The organism is Bacillus sp. URHA0034, assembly GCF_056280405.1.
On the sequence record NZ_JBWCDK010000002.1, the window covers coordinates 4,069,845 to 4,088,284 of the forward strand.

Genomic DNA, 18,440 nt, shown 5'->3' on the forward strand with positions numbered 1-18,440 from the left:
ACCATGAAAAAAGTGAAATTCAGTTTTCATAATGTGCGTTTAAGTAAAAAATTATTGATTATGTATATTTTTTCAGTCTTTATTCCGATTGTTTTAACCAATATTATTTTTTACACGGTTACGATAAAAAATGTAAAACAGCAGCAAATGCACGACTCGCAGCTGGCATTGAACCAAATAAGTAATGATTTTGGGAAGATTATCGACGATGCCGTCGGGATATCTTCCTCTCTTTATACCAATACCAATATTAATTTATTCCTGGAGAGAGATTACCCTTCAGATGTGGCTTATGTGGATGATTATGATACTTATTTACGAACCTTTAACCAATCAAGCCCTATTAATCCTTCAATCAATTCGATAAGATTTTATACGGATAACCCCACGATTATCTATTCGGGCGGTGTCTATCCATTAACAGAGGAAATCAAAAAATTGGCTTGGTATAAACAATTAATGAAAAAGAATAATACGTCTCCTATCGTATTGAATTCAATACTTGATAACCAAACATCAACTTTCAGTATTATAAGAAAGCTTGATTACTTTAACTTTAATAATAGACAAAAGATTGTAAAAATCGAAATTAATCCCGCAACCATCGATAAAATATTCAATAATGTTACCTTTAAAGGAGATGTATATCTTCTCAATGACAAGGGGCAAATTCAGTATTCAACGAAAAAGGATTTAGCATGGAGAGATAAGCACACCCCATTTAGTCAGCTCTCAAACACAAATAAGACGGTGCTCTTTGATTCGACCCACTTGGACCAAGCCTACCTTCAAAGCTGGAAGGTGGTCGGAACTCTCTCCGAAAAAACGATGCTTAATACCGTTAACAAATCGGGGCGCTTTATTCTCTATTTGGCTTTTATCAATATCATCATTCCTACTATTATCATTATTTTAATTAATCGATCCTTTTTAAGAAGGTTACAGCGCATATTTAGACATGTTAAAAAGATGGGGGATCAAAATTTTGAAAAGATTCCCGATCCGGAATATACAGATGAAATAGGAATCTTAACAAGTGAGTTTAATCGCATGGTAATGAAAATTGAGGAATTGATTCAAGATGTATTGATCGCTAATATCCAGAAGCAAGAGATGGAGATTAAACGAAATCGTGCTCAGCTTAGCGCTCTGCAAAGTCAAATCAATCCGCACTTTTTATTCAATGCGCTTGAAACGATCAGAATGAGAAGTTTAATGAAAGAGGAGATTGAGACGGCTAATATTATCCATAATATGGCCAAAATTTTTCGTAACTCCTTAACTTGGGGAAAAGACATGGTAACGGTCCGATCGGAAGCAAACCTGGTCGTTAGTTTTCTTGAAATCCAAAAATACCGATTTGGTGAAAAGCTAGAATATGAAATTGATATAGATGAGGCTGCAGAACAATGCATGATACCAAATATGGCTCTCCAGCCATTTGTTGAGAATGCTAGTATTCATGGAATAGAGCCTTTAAAGGGAAATGGGAAAATTAGTGTAAAAGTCACAGTTAATCAAGATATCTTAACTTGTATCGTCATGGATAATGGTGTAGGAATGCCTGAAGATAAAAAGGAACAGATACTCTTCTCCTTAAAAAATGAAGATGAAATGGGAAAAAGTGTGGGTATAAAGAATGTGTTTTATCGTTTGAAGCTGTACTACGCGGACCAATTTCACTTTTATGTGGATAGCGAGAAGGGAAAAGGAACCATTGTTACAATGAAAATCCCCTATAAGACGAGTATAACAGACAAAAAAAATGAAATTTCACAAAACAAACTATACTTTACTAAGTAACAACTATAGTTTTTAGGTACTCGAGAAAGCCCTTACATTTTATAATTAACATGTAACTAAAAAGAAACGGGGGTTAGCAAATGATTAACAAGAAATTCTTGGCCGTACCATTAATGGCTGCGATGTTATTTACTGCAGCAGGATGTACAAAAGATGAAAGTGCAAGTACAAGTACAAGTTCCAGCAAAAATGACAAATCACCAGTAACCTTTACTTATTTTAATGCCGGTGCCGCAGGAAAAGACCTGAATACCGATGAAACCACCATTGGTAAAGAACTTGAAAAACAAACCGGAGTAAACTTTAAGGTCGAGCACATTGTGGGTGACGTTAATACAAAGATAGGAACGATGATCGCTAGCGGAAAATATCCAGACCTTCTTGTTCCCGATCAAGGGATCGATAAAGTGGTACAAGCAGGAGGATTTATTGATCTAACTGACCTGATCGATAAATATGCCCCGAATCTTAAAAAATTATATGGTCCTTACCTAAATCAAATGAAAGATCAGAAGGATGGGAAAATTTATTTTATCCCATTTGGTGCCAGCCAAGGATATGCCCCATATCCGGATATTCAGCAAAGCGCGTTTTGGATCCGTCGTGATGTTTTGAAAGAAGCTGGTTATCCAAAAGTTACGACAACGGATGAATATTTCAAACTAATCGAAGACTTCCAGAAAAAACATCCACAGACGAATGGTGCTCCTACGATCGGCTATACATCACTAAACTACGATTGGAGGTTTACCGTAGGTGATGGTGCAAGGCATGCTGCCGGTTATGGAAATGATGGCGGCGTTATTGTCGATACGAAGACACAAAAAGCCTCTATTTTTGCAAACAAGGATTGGATGAAAAATTATCTTCAAAAATTAAATGACCTTAATGCTAAAGGAGTATTTGATAAAGAATCATTCGTTTCCAATTATGACGAATATCTTGCGAAAATAGCTTCAGGACGTGTCTTGGGATTCTTTGATTATCAATGGGAAGTTTCCCAATCTTTAAATAGTTTGGCAAAAGCCGGCAATGACGATATGCGTTACATGGCATTACCAATCACCTTTGATTCCAGCATAAGAGATGCTTATGTCGATCCGCCAGCTTTTGTAAACAACCGCGGTATTGGTATTACTGTTAGTGCAAAAAATCCTGTTCGAATCATTAAATACTTAGATGCACTTTGTAAAGAAGAAAATCAAAAGTTAGTTATGTGGGGAATTAAGGGACAAACTTATGAAGTCAATGACAAAGGCAGATTCTATCGTACTCCGGAAGAAATTGCAAAAGCCCAAGATCAGAAATTTAATGACCAGTTTGGCTTTACGACCTTTGATTGGTACTGGCCTGTCGGTGACGGACTTTACAAAGATGGCAACGCCTGGGGTCCAGCGAAACAACCGGAAGTGGCGCAAGCTTCTTATACCGAAGGGGATAAGAAATTATTATCCGCATACGGCATAAAAGTGTTTTCCGACCTGTTTGCGAAACCTGAAAACCGTCCGTGGTATCCGGCATGGAGCGCACAGCTTGAGCAAGGATCTCCGGCCCAAATTTACGACCAGAGAAGCCAGGATTTGCAAAAGAAATACTTTGCTAAATTGGTATTAGCTAAGCCGTCACAATATAATTCTCTATGGAATGAGTTTACGAAACAATACAATGCCCTAGATTCTAAACCATATGAAAAAATAATGAATAAAGTAGTTCAAGACCGGGTTAAATTAGCTGAGCAAAAGTAGGATAAAGAGAATGCACTCAAGGCCGATATTTGCAAAAACAAAGATATCGGCCTTGACCATTTTAGTAGACACTAATCACGGGAAGCTTTATAACATTTGAAGGAAAACGGACTTAGTACTTTTCTTAAGGGAGGGCTAGTAATGCAGGCAGAAACGAAAGTTGCTGATGAGTTGATTCAATCTTCAGTTTCCATTCAGTCTAATAAGAAAAAGGGGCTATTTCTCAAAAGATTGAAGACCCAAAAGGCACTTATGGCCATGAGTATTCCATTCCTGATTTGGTTGTTTATTTTTAAGTACGTCCCTTTATGGGGCTGGAGCATTGCTTTTCAGGATTATAAACCAGCTTTAGGCATGTTTGATCAAACCTGGGCTGGATTAAAACATTTTAAGTTTTTATTCGATGACGCAAACTTTTACCGGGTGCTTCGTAATACGCTGGGCATGAGTGTTATTAATCTTGTATTGGGGTTTGTAACCGCAATTAGTCTTGCCCTGCTTTTAAATGAAATCAGACATAGCAAATTTAAGAAAATCGTTCAAACCATCAGCTATATGCCTCACTTTCTTTCATGGGTGGTGGCGGCAAGCATCATTTCTTATTCTCTTTCCACAGATACGGGAATTGTCAATATTGTATTAATGAAACTGGGTATTATTCATCAGCCGATCCTATGGCTTGGAAAGGAAACTTGGTTCTGGGGAATTAACGGGGTTTCCGATGTTTGGAAAAATGTCGGCTGGAATACGATCATTTATTTGGCCGCCATTACGATGATTGATCCGGAACAATACGAAGCAGCAGATATTGACGGTGCAACCAGGCTGCAGCGAATCAGGTATATTACACTTCCGTCTTTAAAACCAACCATCATTATCTTGCTGATCATGAATTTGGGTTATATTTTGGAATCTGGCTTTGAGGCCCAATATTTACTAGGCAATCCAATGAACCTTGACTACTCGGAAAACCTTGATATATATGTATTAAAATACGGAATTTCAATGGGCAACTTTTCACTTGCCACAGCAGCAGGTATTTTTAAAACAGTCGTTAGTTTCATCTTCCTGTTTACTGCTAACCATATCGCTAAAAAGTTTGATCAGCCAAGGCTGTTTTAGGGGGGAGACTTATGAAACAAAGGAAATTCTTTAAAGCAACAAAAAATTATTCCGGAGCAGGCGATTATCTGTTTGATTTTTTTAACTATACATTTATGATTTTTCTTTGCATAGTTATGCTATACCCATTTTTAAACCAGGTGGCTGTTTCTTTGAATGAAGCCACTGATTCCTTAAAGGGCGGAATCTTTTTATTCCCAAGAATATTTACCTGGGCAAATTATAAGTATGTATTTGGCGAGGCCAGTATTTTTCATGCCTTCTTTATTTCAGTTTTAAGAACGGTAATCGGAACACTGACTTCCGTCCTTTGTACGGCAATGGTTGCTTATACCATTAGCCGAAAAGATTATGTCCTCCGCAAATTCGTGACGATCGCCTTCGTTATTACGATGTATATTAACGGCGGTCTGATTCCGAATTATTTACTCACCAAAGACCTTGGTTTATTGGATAGCTTTTGGGTATATATTATCCCAGGTATTATTGGAGTATTTAATCTGATCGTTATTCGCTCCTTTATTGAAGGAATTCCTGATAGTTTATTCGAATCTGCGAAAATCGACGGCGCAGGTGATTTTACTACCTTTATCAAGATTGTCCTTCCGTTGTCCTTGCCGGTATTGGCAACGGTTTCGCTCTTTGTCGCCGTTGGTCAATGGAACTCCTGGTTCGATGTTTTCTTATATAATTCCTCAGATTCAAATTTAAGTACGTTACAATACGAGTTGATGAAGATTTTGCAAAATTCGAATGCCTCGATGTCGGGGAAAACAGCGTCTGATGCCATGGCGAATACAACTGCCCAGGCAAACATGGTAACGCCTACTTCGATTCGGGCAACGATGACGATTATTGCCAGCTTACCGATTATCATGGTCTATCCGTTTCTGCAAAAATATTTTGTTAAAGGTTTAACACTTGGTGGGGTTAAAGGCTGATACTATAAAACTCCTAAATGCAATACCAGTGAAAAGTGTAAAAAAGGACTAAATGTCCTTTTTTTTTGAAGTATTTTTTAAAAGTAAATATACAGAGAAAGGATGAATGACTTTGGAGTATGGCGAATCAATTTTTCCTGTTCAACCGGATGATCCGAAGGCCTATGTATTTTCGGCGGAAGAGTTCGGCGCTGACGCAAGCGGTAAAGGTGATAATACAGCCGCTATGCAGGCGGTGATCGACAAGCTGGAAGCGGAGGTAGATAACGGAATTATCTTTATCCCGGAAGGCACCTATCGTTTCGAGGGCACGGTGAATTTATGGCGTGGCATCCGCCTTATCGGTTTTGGAACCGAACGTCCGGTATTCACTGTGGCGGAAAATACTCCGGGCTTTCAGGGACCGGATTCCAAATACATCTTTCATTTCCGGGTGAATAAACCGGGCCCCGGTGAAGAGCTGCGTGATGCACAGAACACCACTTTTTATAGCGGCATCCGGAACATAGACTTCAAACTGGGAAAGGGTAACCCTGGGCTGGTTGCTTGCCGGTTCCGTGTGGCTCAGCTTTGTTCCATAGAAGATGTTGACTTCTACATGGAAGACAATCGTGCAGCTGTTGAGATGGTCGGTAACGAAATGGAACGCTGTCGCTTCTTTGGCGGACAATTCGGCATTCTCACCGGTGAAACCGTCCCTTATTGGCCTTTCTATCTGGGCGACTGTGTTTTCTCCGGCCAGTCCAAGGCATGCATCTCGACTTATCGCGCTGGCATGACCATGCTGCGAAACACTCTCTCCAATGCCCCTTACGGTGTGTACGTTCCCAACAAGGAGCGGGACAACCACTACATTGAGGAATTTGAGCGGTTATATATGCAGGATTGCCGCCTGGAAAATTTGACTGAAGCCGGCATCAGTATGAACATGGTGCGATATCCGCAGAACTGGCTGCACGGAAGCGAAATTTACTGCAAGAATGTGCCGAGGTTCTTTGAATCCTTCGGATATCAGTATAACCACCACATCGGCGTGCCCCACATCGAGCCGACTAAGGAGTGCTACAGCGTAAACATCGACATGGGCTTACGTATTGATGTGGACAATCAGGACATCAACCGCCGCTTTGATTTTAGATATAATGTTGAGCCGGAAGAAAGTCTTCCAGATGCGTCGAGTCCCGACTATGTACCAATGCCTGCATTTTCGGATTGGGTCAACATCAAAGATTTTGGGGCAAAGGGTGATGGTGTAACGGATGATACTGAGGTGTTTGAGAGCGCCATTGCCAGGCATCAGGCAATCTATCTGCCACAGGGTGAATATTTGATCACCCGAGGACTTGAACTGAAGCAGGATACGGCCATTCTCGGTCTTCAATGTTCGAAGACCAGACTAATACTGAAGGATCATTCCACGGGGTTTGACAACGATCGAGCTCCTGCCACCATGTTCAAAATTCCAAAGGGTGGTTTGAACCATATTTCCGGCATCTGTTTCGATGGGGGTAAGAACAAAGGTGTCATTCAGGTAGAATGGCTGGGCGACCCATCCTCCATCATGGAAGACTGCCTCTTTGACTTTGGCGGTCATGGCGACACCAAGAAAGGCCGCGGCCGTTATTACGGTATTTATATCCACGACGATGGTGCGGGGGTGTTCAAGAACATTTGGATGCCCGACGTTTGGACCAGGGATGGCTTGCATATCAGCAATACTTCTGCTCCGGGCCAGATCTGGATGGTTTCCATTGAGCACCATCTCGATGTGGAGGTAGTGTTGGAGAACGTCTCCAACTGGAAGATTGTTGCGCTGCAGACAGAAGAGAACCTTGGAAGCGAATATGCCTCTTCGCTCCACATCGAGAATTGTTGGGATCTCGAAATCGCTAATCTATTCCAATATAGGGTACAGGCCATCGAGATTCAGCATCCCAATGCAACCATAATCAAGAATTGCAAGAACCTGACCATTAACGGGATACACTGTTTCAGTATTGGGCCAACACCTTTTACCAACTCTGCTCTAATCGACGGGAAACTGTTTATCAAGGATCAGGAGATTGGCACCCTTCACGTAAACTGCTAATTTGGTATCCAAAGGCTATTCAACTGCTAGCTTTTCTGAATGATTCCTCTTGTGCAGACAGTATAAAACTAAACTTACTGAACATAGCTCAAGGCACAAAATATATAATTCTGCGTTTTGTGCCTTGGGAGAAGCGAAAGGATGGGAAATACCTTTGACATCATTTATTGATTTGGATTTACGCAAAGGTAAAGATGTAATAAGTAAACATATTTATGGTCATTTTGTTGAACATCTTGGCCGCTGTATTTATAACGGACTTTGGGTTGGCGATGATTCCCTTATTCCTAATATTCGTGGAATCCGAAGTGATATAGTGGAAGCGTTAAAAGCAATCAAGATCCCTAATTTGCGATGGCCTGGAGGATGCTTTGCTGATAATTACCATTGGAAAGATGGGATTGGACCACGTGAAGATCGGCCGTGCATGGTTAATACAGACTGGGGACATGTTGTAGAAAATAATCATTTTGGTACACATGAATTTATGGATTTGTGTGAACAACTTGAGACTGAACCATATATTTGTGGTAATGTTGGCAGCGGTACTGTACAAGAAATGCAGCAATGGGTTGAGTATTTGACCTTTGATGGTCAATCCCCAATGGCCAATTTAAGAAAAAAAAATGGTAAGGATGAACCTTGGAAGGTTACGTTTTTTGGAGTAGGTAACGAAAACTGGGGTTGCGGGGGGCATATGAAAGCAGAAACATATGCCGAAAAGTACAGACAATACCAGACCTATGTCAATAATTACTCCGGGAATAATATCCTTAAAATTGCCTGTGGTCCCAGTGAAGCAGATTACCATTGGACAGAAGTAATTATGCGTGAATGTATGACGGAGACACAGCAACTGAAAAATTCAACACATGATAAACCAATCCATTCTGTTTGGGAATACTATCGACCGCAAATGTGGGGACTTAGTCTTCACTACTATGTAAGAAATCGTCTTAATTATACTAGTGCAACGAAATTCGATGAAAGCTTGTGGTTTGAATACATGCAAAGAACACTTTATATGGATGAACTCATTACCAATCACTCTAATGTGATGGATCAATATGATCCAGATAAAAAAGTCGCACTAGTTGTCGATGAATGGGGATCATGGTACGAACCCGAGCCAGGGACACATCCAAGATTTTTATTTCAACAAAATACTTTGCGTGATGCTTTAATAGCCGGGGTTACTCTTAATATTTTTAATAATCATTGTGATCGGGTTAAAATGGCCAATATAGCGCAATTAATTAATGTTCTGCAGGCTTTAATTCTGACTGATGGACCCGATATGCTCTTAACTCCGACATACTATGTATTTGAACTGTATAAAGATCATCAGGATTCGACCCTAATTCCACTTGATTTAAAAACAAGTGATTACCTATTAGGTGATGCGAGTATTCCTGTTATTAACGCTTCTGCTTCGCGTGATCAGGAAGGAAAAGTTCATATTACATTGTGTAATCTTAATCCAAATCATAGCGAAGAAATCACTTGCATCTTAAAAGGGGAAAATGGAATTTCAAATGTTAATGCTCGGATTTTAACAGCTGCTGCGATGAATACCTGTAACACGTTTGAACAACCAGACCAAATAAAACCTTGTAATTTTAAGGATATTAAGGTCCAGGAAAATGGGATTTCCATGGTATTGCCAGCAAAATCTTTGTTAGCAATAGAAATATCGTTTAAATAAAATGACTAACCTGAAGAATGGATCTTCAGGGTTTTTAATTATATTTGGATAAAAATTTTCATAAAACACTATTCGACTTATTATAAACTAGGACCGTATACCTGGAGTATTCCTCATTAAAAATAGTTAAAAAAAGTCTGATTTTAAAAAAAACTAAGCTTTTCAAAGTATAAGCTAAAGTTTTTAAGGTATTCCTGTAAACACTTACATTTTATAATGAAAGGGCTTACAAAAAAGCGAAGGGGGATGGCAAATGAAAAAGAGGAACCTTTTAATTGTGCCAATAATGGCTACGATGTTATTTACTGCAGCAGGATGTACGAAAGATCAAAGTGCAAGTACAAGTTCCAGCAAGAATAACAAATCACCTGTAACCTTTACTTATTTTAATGCCGGTGCAGCAGGGAAAGACTTGAATACAAACGAAACAACAATTGGAAAAGAGCTTGAGAAACAAACAGGCGTTAACTTCAAGGTAGAACATATTGTGGGTGACGTTAATACTAAGATAGGTACCATGATTGCTAGCGGAAAATATCCAGACCTTCTTGTTCCCGATCAAGGGATCGATAAAGTCGTACAAGCAGGCGGGTTTATCGATTTAACTGACCTAATTAATAAACATGCCCCGAATCTTAAAAAATTGTACGGCCCTTACTTAAATCAAATGAAAGATCCGAAGGATGGGAAAATTTATTTTATTCCATTTGGCGCGAACCAGGGATATGCAGCATACCCGGATATTCAGCAAAGTGCATTCTGGATCCGTCGTGATGTCCTGAAGGAAGCAGGCTATCCAAAAGTAAAGACAATTGATGAATATTTCAAATTAATAGAAGACTTCCAGAAAAAACATCCCCAGACGAATGGTTCTCCTACGATCGGCTATACATCCTTAAACTATGATTGGAGATTTACAATCCGTGATGGTGCGAGGCATGCAGCCGGTTATGGAAATGATGGTGCCAATACTATTGTCGATGCCAAGACACAGGAAGCCTCTGTTTATGCCAACAAGGATTGGATGAAAACCTATCTGGAAAAATTAAATGATCTTAATGCTAAAGGGGTATTTGATAAAGAAGCATTCGTTTCCAATTATGACGAATATCTTGCGAAGATTGCTTCAGGGCGTGTCCTGGGATTCTTTGATTATCAATGGCAGGCTGCCCAGGCTTTAAATAGTCTGACACAGGCCGGCAATGACGATTTGCGTTACATGGCATTGCCAATTACCTTTGATGCCAGCATAAGAGATGCCTATATCGACCCTCCGACTTTTGTCAACAATCGCGGTGTCGGGATTACCGTCAGTGCGAAAGATCCTGTCCGGATTATCAAATATCTTGACGCTCTTTGTAAAGAAGACAATCAAAAGCTGGTTGAGTGGGGTATTAAGGGGCAGACTTATGAAGTCAACGATAAAGGCAGATTCTATCGTACTCCGGAGGAAATTGCCAAAACCCAAGATCCGAAATTTAATGACAAGTTTGGCTTTACAACCTTTGATTGGTATTGGCCTGTTGGTGGTGGACTTTACAAGGATGGTAACTCTTGGCTCCCGGCACAACAACAGGAAGTGGCGCAAGCTTCCTACACCGAGGGTGATAAAAAATTATTGGACGCATACGGCTTAAAAGTATTCTCCGACCTGTTTGCGAAACCGGAAGACCGCCCGTGGTTCCCGGCATGGAGCGCACCGCTTGAACAAGGTTCTCCGGCCCAGATTTTCGACCAGAAGGCCACGGACCTGGAAAAGAAATATATGGCTAAATTGGTATTAGCAAAACCGTCCCAATTTAATTCGCTTTGGGATGAGTATGTGAAACAATTCAATACGCTCGATATTAAATCATATGAAAAAACGATGAATAAAGTGGTTAAAGATCGGGTTAAATTAGCGATGCAAAAGTAGGATAAAGTATTCTGTGAGAGGGCCTGCATTGAGTAGGCTAAAGAGTGATCCAATTAAATACTAGTAAAAAACAGAGTTTTTTCAAAAAACTCTGTTTTTTTATTGTAAATTCATTATAAATTATATATGATAGACATGAATTAGTTTGTTGGCTGCATAAACAAACTTTTGAAATCCAAATGTTAATGGGAGATGTTTAATGATGGTAAAAACAAGTGTTGAGGTTCCTTCATTACAGATAGTCTATGAAAATTTTTTTAACATTGGTGCAGCGGTAAACCTTCGTACAATTGAAACACAGCAAAATTTAATAGCAAAGCATTTTAATAGTATTACAGCTGAAAATGATATGAAATTTGAGTTATTACAACCAGAAGAGGGCAAATTTACATTTGAACGAGCCGATGAATTGGCAGCGTTTGCACAAAGTCATGGGATGAAGATGCGTGGGCATACATTGGTATGGCACAATCAAACGCCTGACTGGGTTTTCCAGAATTCTGATGGAGAAAAAGTAACCAGGGATCAATTGTTGCAACGGATGAAAGACCATATGACCACTGTCATGCAGAGATATAAAGGACAAATATACTGCTGGGATGTAGTCAATGAAGCAGTAACTGACGAAGGTCCTGAATTGTACAGAAAAACTAATTGGCTCGACATCATCGGCGAAGATTACATAGAAAAGGCCTTTGAATTTGCACATGCCGCTGACCCGGATGCCCTGCTTTTTTACAATGATTATAATGAATCCAATCCAGGGAAGCGGGAAAAGATTTATCAGCTTGTGAAATCGTTGGTTGATAAAGGGGTTCCGATTCATGGTGTGGGTCTTCAGGGACACTGGAACCTAACGAACCCAAGTTTGGACGAAATTCGGGAGGCAATTGAACGATATGCATCACTTGGCTTGAAGCTCCAGCTTACAGAATTAGATGTATCTGTTTTCGAATTTGAAGACAAGCGGACGGACCTGACTGAACCTACTGAGGAAATGACCGAACGTCAGACACAGAGATATCAGCAAATTTTCGAATTACTAAGAGAGTATCGTGACGATATTACAGCCGTCACGTTCTGGGGGGCTGCTGATGACTATACATGGTTAAATGATTTTCCAGTGCGTGGACGTAAAAACTGGCCATTATTGTTCGATGAAGACCACCAGCCAAAGGAAGCTTTTTGGAAGGTTACTAGCTTTTAATATTTTTTAGAATGAGAACACTTGAAAACGTTTAAACAGAGTAGACAACAAGGAGGACACAGATATTATGCTTCCATTAAACCAGAATTTAACAGGAAAAGTCGCAGTAGTCACAGGCGGCGGCGGCGTTTTATGCGGCTGCATGGCGAAAGAGTTAGCCCGTCAAGGAATGAAGGTGGCGATTTTAAATCGTACCTATGAAAAGGCAGTAAAGGTAACAGACGAGATTAAAATTTTTGGCGGCAAAGCAATCGCCATTGAATGTGATGTACTAAATGTTGAGAGTGTAAAAAGGGCGGAGGAAATTGTCTCTTCTGAATATGGAAGCTGTGACCTATTAATTAATGGGGCAGGCGGAAATCATCCAAAGGGAATCACAACAAAGGAGATTTTTGAGATAAGTGATCTTGAAAAATCTGATTTAACCACCTTTTTTGATATGACCACAGAGGGATTTGGTTATGTTTTTAACCTTAACTTTATTGGTACGTTAATCCCTACTCAAATTTTCACAAAAAAAATGATTCATAATCAAGGATCCATCATAAATATATCTTCAATGAGTGCTCCTAGTCCGATGACAAAGGTTCCAGCATACAGCGCAGCCAAAGCGGCCATCGAAAACTTTACTCAATGGCTTGCCGTTCATTTTGCTGAGGCTGGTATCCGAGTAAATGCGATTGCACCTGGCTTTTTCTTAACCGAACAAAATCGGGCATTGTTAACGAATCCAGATGGGACCAATACAGAAAGAACCAATAAAATCATCGCCCATACACCGATGAGACGATTAGGAAAACCTGAGGATTTACTTGGGACGCTGCTATGGCTTGCTGATAAGGAGGCAAGCGGATTCGTCACAGGGATAAGCGTGCCCGTCGATGGCGGATTTATGTCTTATTCAGGTGTTTAGGAATCAAGAACATACATTTAGAGCAGCAGAGTTATGTATTGAAGCCCAGGAAAAGGCAATCTGGATTGAAACAGCAGACTCTTTACTCGTTTCTAACGAATCTAAACATTAATCGTGATGGAGTTGCCTTTGAAACGGGCAACTCCTCCATAAAATGAAACTATTTTTCGGAAGAAGGTTCAGAATCATGATTACCGTTCAAAATGTCATAGACCAATTAATAGAACAAGTGGATACGCTCGAAAACACGGTAGACACTCTTAAGTATGGTAATCCAAGCATGGAAGTGACAGGCATTGCAACAACGTTTATGGCCACGCAACACGTGATTGAGCAGGCGATAAACCTTGGTGTCAATCTATTGATTACCCATGAAGGTCTATTTTATAGCCATATGGACAATACGGAAATAGCGGCAGAAAGCCAAGTTGTCATTGAAAAGCTCCGGCTTATTGAAGAATCCGGGATTGCTGTCTATCGTTTACACGATTACGTGCATCGCTACAAGCCAGATGGTATTATGGCCGGTCTGATTGAGGCTTTGGAATGGGAATCATACGTGGAAAAGAATCATCCAACATCGACGATCGTAAACATTCCCCCAATGACTGTTAGGGAAATTGCTCAGTACGTAAAAACAAAACTGGGAATGGAGTTTGTACGGACAGCGGGAGAGTTATCGCAAAACTGCACTCGTATTGGTCTGTTAGCAGGCTATCGAGGAGGAGGAGCATTGTCCATTCCGCTGTTTGAGAAAGAGGATCTTGATTTAATTATTTCAGGAGAAGGACCTGAATGGGAGACTCCTGAGTTTGTAAGGGATGCTTCTTATCAAGGAAAACGTAAAGCACTAATCGTACTAGGCCATGCTGAAAGTGAAGCACCTGGTATGAAGTATCTGGCAGCATGGATGAAAACAATATTCGCTGATATCCCTGTTCATTTTATATCTGAAAAGCCTCTGTTCCAATTAGTCTAAAACTACTGATAATAAAGGATAATAATAATGTAAATAGATTAATGAAAAAGTTAAGAATTATATCTGAAACCGCTTGCACCTATATAGTTGTGATGTTAAAATAGTGATAACATAGTTCGTGTGGTGAACAAACTATCTAAGTATTTCAATACCTAGTAAAACAAAAGGTAGTAGGATAGTAATAGGTTAAGATAGTTTGTAGGATAAACGAACTATAGGGATGGAATCGTATAGATAAGAATGATTTCAATTTTAGCAGGATCACCCGAATGAAGTTTTAAAATACTAAACCATAGGAGGGAATTTCATTGAAGCAGGTGGTTGAGGTCTCAAAGCAAACACAAGAGCTGCAAGTACCCATTATTACCACTACCAAACGATCTTTGGTACTAAAGGCGCTTAAAAAGGATTGGCAGCTGTATTCTCTGCTTATTTTACCAATCATTTATCTGGTGATATTCAAATACATACCGATGATTGGTAATATTATTGCCTTTAGAAGATTCATCCCTGGCGGAAATATTTTTGGTGAAGAATGGGTTGGGTTTCGTTACATACAGATGTTTATTGGAGATGCTACCTTCTGGCATGTGTTTAAAAACACCCTTATCATGAGCAGTTTAACCTTACTTGTTTGTTTCCCGGCTCCAATTATTATTGCATTATTATTAAATGAAGTGAAATCGAAGAAATTCAAAAAGTTTGTTCAAACGGCATCTTATTTACCTCACTTCCTATCAATCGTTATTATAAGTGGGATGATCTTACAATTAACGGCTACAAACGGAGCTCTTAATTCTTTGATTGAGTTCTTTGGAGGGAAACCAATCCTGTTTATGCAGGATGCAAAGTGGTTTAGACCTATCTATGTTGGCTCGGAAGCCTGGCAAACGATGGGATGGGGAGCAATTCTGTATTTAGCGGCACTTACAAATATAGACGAATCCTTGTATGAAGCAGCCAAAATGGATGGAGCAAATCGATGGAAACAAACCATTCACGTTACCATTCCTGGAATTCTTCCTACAATTATTACTCTATTAATCTTAAATATTGGAAGTATCATGGCAGTAGGATTTGAAAAAGTATTATTACTATATAATCCTTTAAACTATGAAACTTCGGATGTTATTTCTACCTATCTATTCCGTGTCGGTTTACAATCCAGCAACTTTAGTTATGCGACAGCAATAGGGTTGTTTGAATCAATTATTGGCCTGATCTTAGTATATTCAACTAATTTCCTTTCAAAAAAATACACAGATAACGGTCTGTGGTAAGGGTGGAAAAATATGAAGGAGACTAAATCATATAAAGTTTTTAAAGTGGTTAACGTCATCATCTTATTACTGATAGTATATATTACCTTGTTTCCATTTCTGAATGTTGTGGCCCAGTCCTTCAGCGGCAGAGCACAAATAGAAGCTGGACAAGTAACTCTGATTCCAAAAGGTTTTAACGTTACCACTTACAAAACGATTCTGCATGATAAGACTTTCTGGACTAGCTATAGAAATACCATCGTTTATACGGTTGTTGCAACCTTTATCTCAATTGTTATGACGACCATGTTTGCCTATGTATTATCTAAAAAGCGCCTTATGGGCAGGAAGTTCTTTACATCCTTGGCGATTTTCACGATGTTTTTCAATGGCGGATTAATTCCTAACTATATACTGATAAAAACACTTGGTATGACAAATACCATCTGGGCCATGGTGATTCCAGGAGCGATTAGTATTTTCAATATGTTAATTATGAAATCATTTTTTGAAGGTATGCCGGAAGAACTGGAAGAAGCTGCTTCCATTGACGGATCTACTACTTATGGAACACTTGTAAAAATTATTTTGCCATTATCGAAGCCGATCTTAGCAACAATGGTGCTGTTCTATGCGGTAGGAAACTGGAATTCATGGTTTGGGGCATTTCTCTATTTGGATAAGTCAGACATGTTCCCAGTCACTCTTTACTTGAGAAATCTTTTGGCGGGTGCCACTTCGGGGCAATCGGCAGGTGCAACTGCTGCAGATGATTTGACACAAATTGGCGCTAATATTAAAGCGGTAACAATGGTATTAACAGTGCTGCCAATTTTAATGGTTTATCCGTTTGTTCAAAAGTATTTTGTATCCGGTATCATGCTTGGATCCGTCAAACAATAACGATTAGCTTCATTCTTGTTAAGCAATAATCTGAATGTAACTTAGAAATAAGTTCATTATAAAACATCAAAAATGGGGGAACTGCAATGGCAAAGATATTAAAAAAGCTAGTCTTTTTAGTTGCAATCGTTACGGCTATCAGTAGTTTATTAGCTGGTTGCTCAAGTAATAAAAGCACTAGCTCAACGGCTTCGGTTAAAGGCGATGGAATGAAGGACTATGCGGTTGGGAAAACATTTAAAGCTGCAAAGCCGCTTACCTTTACCACCATGTATAATGATGCAGCATGGTATGCTTTTAAAAAGGATTGGCTGCTATGGGACGAAATCACAAAGAGAACGAATGTTACGTTAAAGCAAACGGTTGTTCCAATGAGTGATTATGGTCAAAAAAGAAGTTTATTGATTAGTTCTGGGGATGCTCCGTTAATTATCCCGAAAACGTATCCTGGTGAGGAGTCTCCATTCGTTTCATCGGGTGCTATTTTACCAATCAGTGATTATGTAAAATACATGCCTAACTTCGAGGATAAAGTGAAAAAATGGAAGTTGCAGCCTGAATTAGACCGCCTAAAACAAGCGGATGGAAAATATTATGTGCTCCCTGGCTTGCATGAAGAAGTATGGCCAGATTATACATTAGCCATTAGAACAGATATTTTCGAAAAGAATAATATCGCCATTCCAAAAACATGGGATGAATTTGAAGCAGCATTAAAACAATTAAAAGAAATTTATCCAGATGTTACCCCATTCTCTGATCGCTGGAGTACATCAGGAGCAGCAAGTCCACTAGGTGCATTACTGCAATATGCAGCTCCTACATTTGGAACTGTTGGCGGCTGGGGTACAACAAACTATATTAAATTCGATCAAGATAAAGATAAGTTCATTTTTGCAGGTGCAACAGAAAACTACAAACAGATGCTTCAGTACTTTAACGGACTTATAAAAGAAGGCTTGATGGACAAAGAAAGCTTGTCACAAAGTGATGACACAGCGAAGGAAAAATTTGTCTCTGGTAAATCATTTGTTATTAGTTCCAACTCACAAGAAATTGTAGCTATGCGCGATTCGATGAATAAAACACTAGGGGAAGGCAAGTTCTCTATCGCTAAAATTGATGTCCCTGGAGGTCCTAAAGGGAATGTCATTGCTGGATCAAGATTAGAAAACGGATTGATGATTAATGCAAAAGCGAAGGATGACCCGAACTTTAAAGAATTACTGCAATTTGTAGATTGGTTATGGTATAGCGATGAAGGTCAAGAATTAGCTAAATGGGGCGTTGAAGGAACAACCTATAAGAAGGAAAATGGCAAACGCGTTCTTATGCCAGACATTAACTTCCTTGGGTTAAATCCAGCTGGTAAGAAAGATTTACGTGTGGACTATGGATTCGGAACTGGGACATTCGCTTATGGTGGAACAACCGATTTACTTCAATCCACAATGAGTGATGAAGAAATTAAATTCCAGGATAGCATGCATAAGAATAAGGAAGTATTGCCGGCAGATCCTCCATATCCAATGGAGTCAGTTGATCAAGAACAAGCTACACTTCTTTCCACACCATTAACGGATATGGTAAAACAAAATACTGCGAAGTTTATTTTAGGTACGCGTTCATTCTCTGAGTGGGATGCCTATGTATCTGAATTAAAAGCAAAAGGTATGGACAAGTACGTTGATTTAGTAAATAAAGCCTATAAAGAATATAAAAAGAAAAATAAGTAAGTAGAATAGTGATTGTGATAACTGCCTGTCTATCACCGTGATTTTACTAGAATAGCAGGCAGTTATTCCAAAGCGATAAACTGTAAATGGAAAAGGAGATGGTTGTGGAGAGAGCGGGGA

13 protein-coding genes are annotated in these 18,440 nt (G+C 39.4%); all 13 read left to right on the forward strand.

Annotation, left to right across the window (positions count from 1 at the left end; translation table 11 throughout):
* Positions 1-3 precede the first annotated feature (3 nt).
* The 13 genes from ACZ9EE_RS21575 to ACZ9EE_RS21635 all read left to right on the forward strand — a co-directional run bounded on the left by ACZ9EE_RS21575 (position 4) and on the right by ACZ9EE_RS21635 (position 18,320).
* Entirely contained in the window at positions 4-1,803 is a 1,800-nt protein-coding gene (locus tag ACZ9EE_RS21575; RefSeq protein ID WP_476030414.1) for a sensor histidine kinase, read from the forward strand.
* A gap of 80 nt (positions 1,804-1,883) precedes the next feature.
* Positions 1,884-3,548, forward strand: a complete 1,665-nt coding sequence (locus ACZ9EE_RS21580; RefSeq protein WP_476030416.1) for an ABC transporter substrate-binding protein — start codon at positions 1,884-1,886, stop codon at positions 3,546-3,548.
* A 252-nt stretch (positions 3,549-3,800) separates the two neighbouring features.
* Positions 3,801-4,670 (forward strand): ABC transporter permease, encoded by an 870-nt coding sequence (locus ACZ9EE_RS21585; protein ID WP_476033041.1) that lies wholly within the window; start codon positions 3,801-3,803, stop codon positions 4,668-4,670.
* An 11-nt stretch (positions 4,671-4,681) separates the two neighbouring features.
* On the forward strand, positions 4,682-5,611 hold the full coding sequence (locus ACZ9EE_RS21590; RefSeq protein ID WP_476030418.1) for a carbohydrate ABC transporter permease: 930 nt from the start codon (positions 4,682-4,684) through the stop codon (positions 5,609-5,611).
* A 112-nt stretch (positions 5,612-5,723) separates the two neighbouring features.
* On the forward strand, positions 5,724-7,700 hold the full coding sequence (locus ACZ9EE_RS21595; RefSeq protein ID WP_476030420.1) for a glycosyl hydrolase family 28-related protein: 1,977 nt from the start codon (positions 5,724-5,726) through the stop codon (positions 7,698-7,700).
* 172 nt (positions 7,701-7,872) lie between these two features.
* Positions 7,873-9,405 (forward strand): alpha-N-arabinofuranosidase, encoded by a 1,533-nt coding sequence (locus ACZ9EE_RS21600; RefSeq protein ID WP_476030422.1) that lies wholly within the window; start codon positions 7,873-7,875, stop codon positions 9,403-9,405.
* A 253-nt stretch (positions 9,406-9,658) separates the two neighbouring features.
* Positions 9,659-11,320 carry an ABC transporter substrate-binding protein gene (locus ACZ9EE_RS21605; protein ID WP_476030424.1) on the forward strand — a complete coding sequence of 554 codons (1,662 nt, stop codon included), beginning with the start codon at positions 9,659-9,661 and terminating at the stop codon, positions 11,318-11,320.
* Between the two features lie 202 nt (positions 11,321-11,522).
* A complete protein-coding gene (locus ACZ9EE_RS21610) occupies positions 11,523-12,527 on the forward strand; it encodes an endo-1,4-beta-xylanase (protein ID WP_476033042.1) in 1,005 nt (334 codons plus the stop codon).
* Positions 12,528-12,594: 67 nt separating this feature from the next.
* Positions 12,595-13,440: an SDR family oxidoreductase gene (locus ACZ9EE_RS21615; RefSeq protein ID WP_476030426.1), complete on the forward strand. Its 846-nt coding sequence runs from the start codon at positions 12,595-12,597 to the stop codon at positions 13,438-13,440.
* 184 nt (positions 13,441-13,624) lie between these two features.
* A complete protein-coding gene (locus ACZ9EE_RS21620; protein ID WP_476033043.1) occupies positions 13,625-14,419 on the forward strand; it encodes a Nif3-like dinuclear metal center hexameric protein in 795 nt (264 codons plus the stop codon).
* 317 nt (positions 14,420-14,736) lie between these two features.
* Positions 14,737-15,699 (forward strand): ABC transporter permease, encoded by a 963-nt coding sequence (locus ACZ9EE_RS21625; RefSeq protein WP_476033044.1) that lies wholly within the window; start codon positions 14,737-14,739, stop codon positions 15,697-15,699.
* A gap of 12 nt (positions 15,700-15,711) precedes the next feature.
* Entirely contained in the window at positions 15,712-16,584 is an 873-nt protein-coding gene (locus ACZ9EE_RS21630) for a carbohydrate ABC transporter permease (protein ID WP_476030428.1), read from the forward strand.
* Between the two features lie 86 nt (positions 16,585-16,670).
* Positions 16,671-18,320 (forward strand): ABC transporter substrate-binding protein, encoded by a 1,650-nt coding sequence (locus tag ACZ9EE_RS21635; RefSeq protein ID WP_476030430.1) that lies wholly within the window; start codon positions 16,671-16,673, stop codon positions 18,318-18,320.
* The last annotated feature ends 120 nt before the right edge of the window (positions 18,321-18,440 follow it).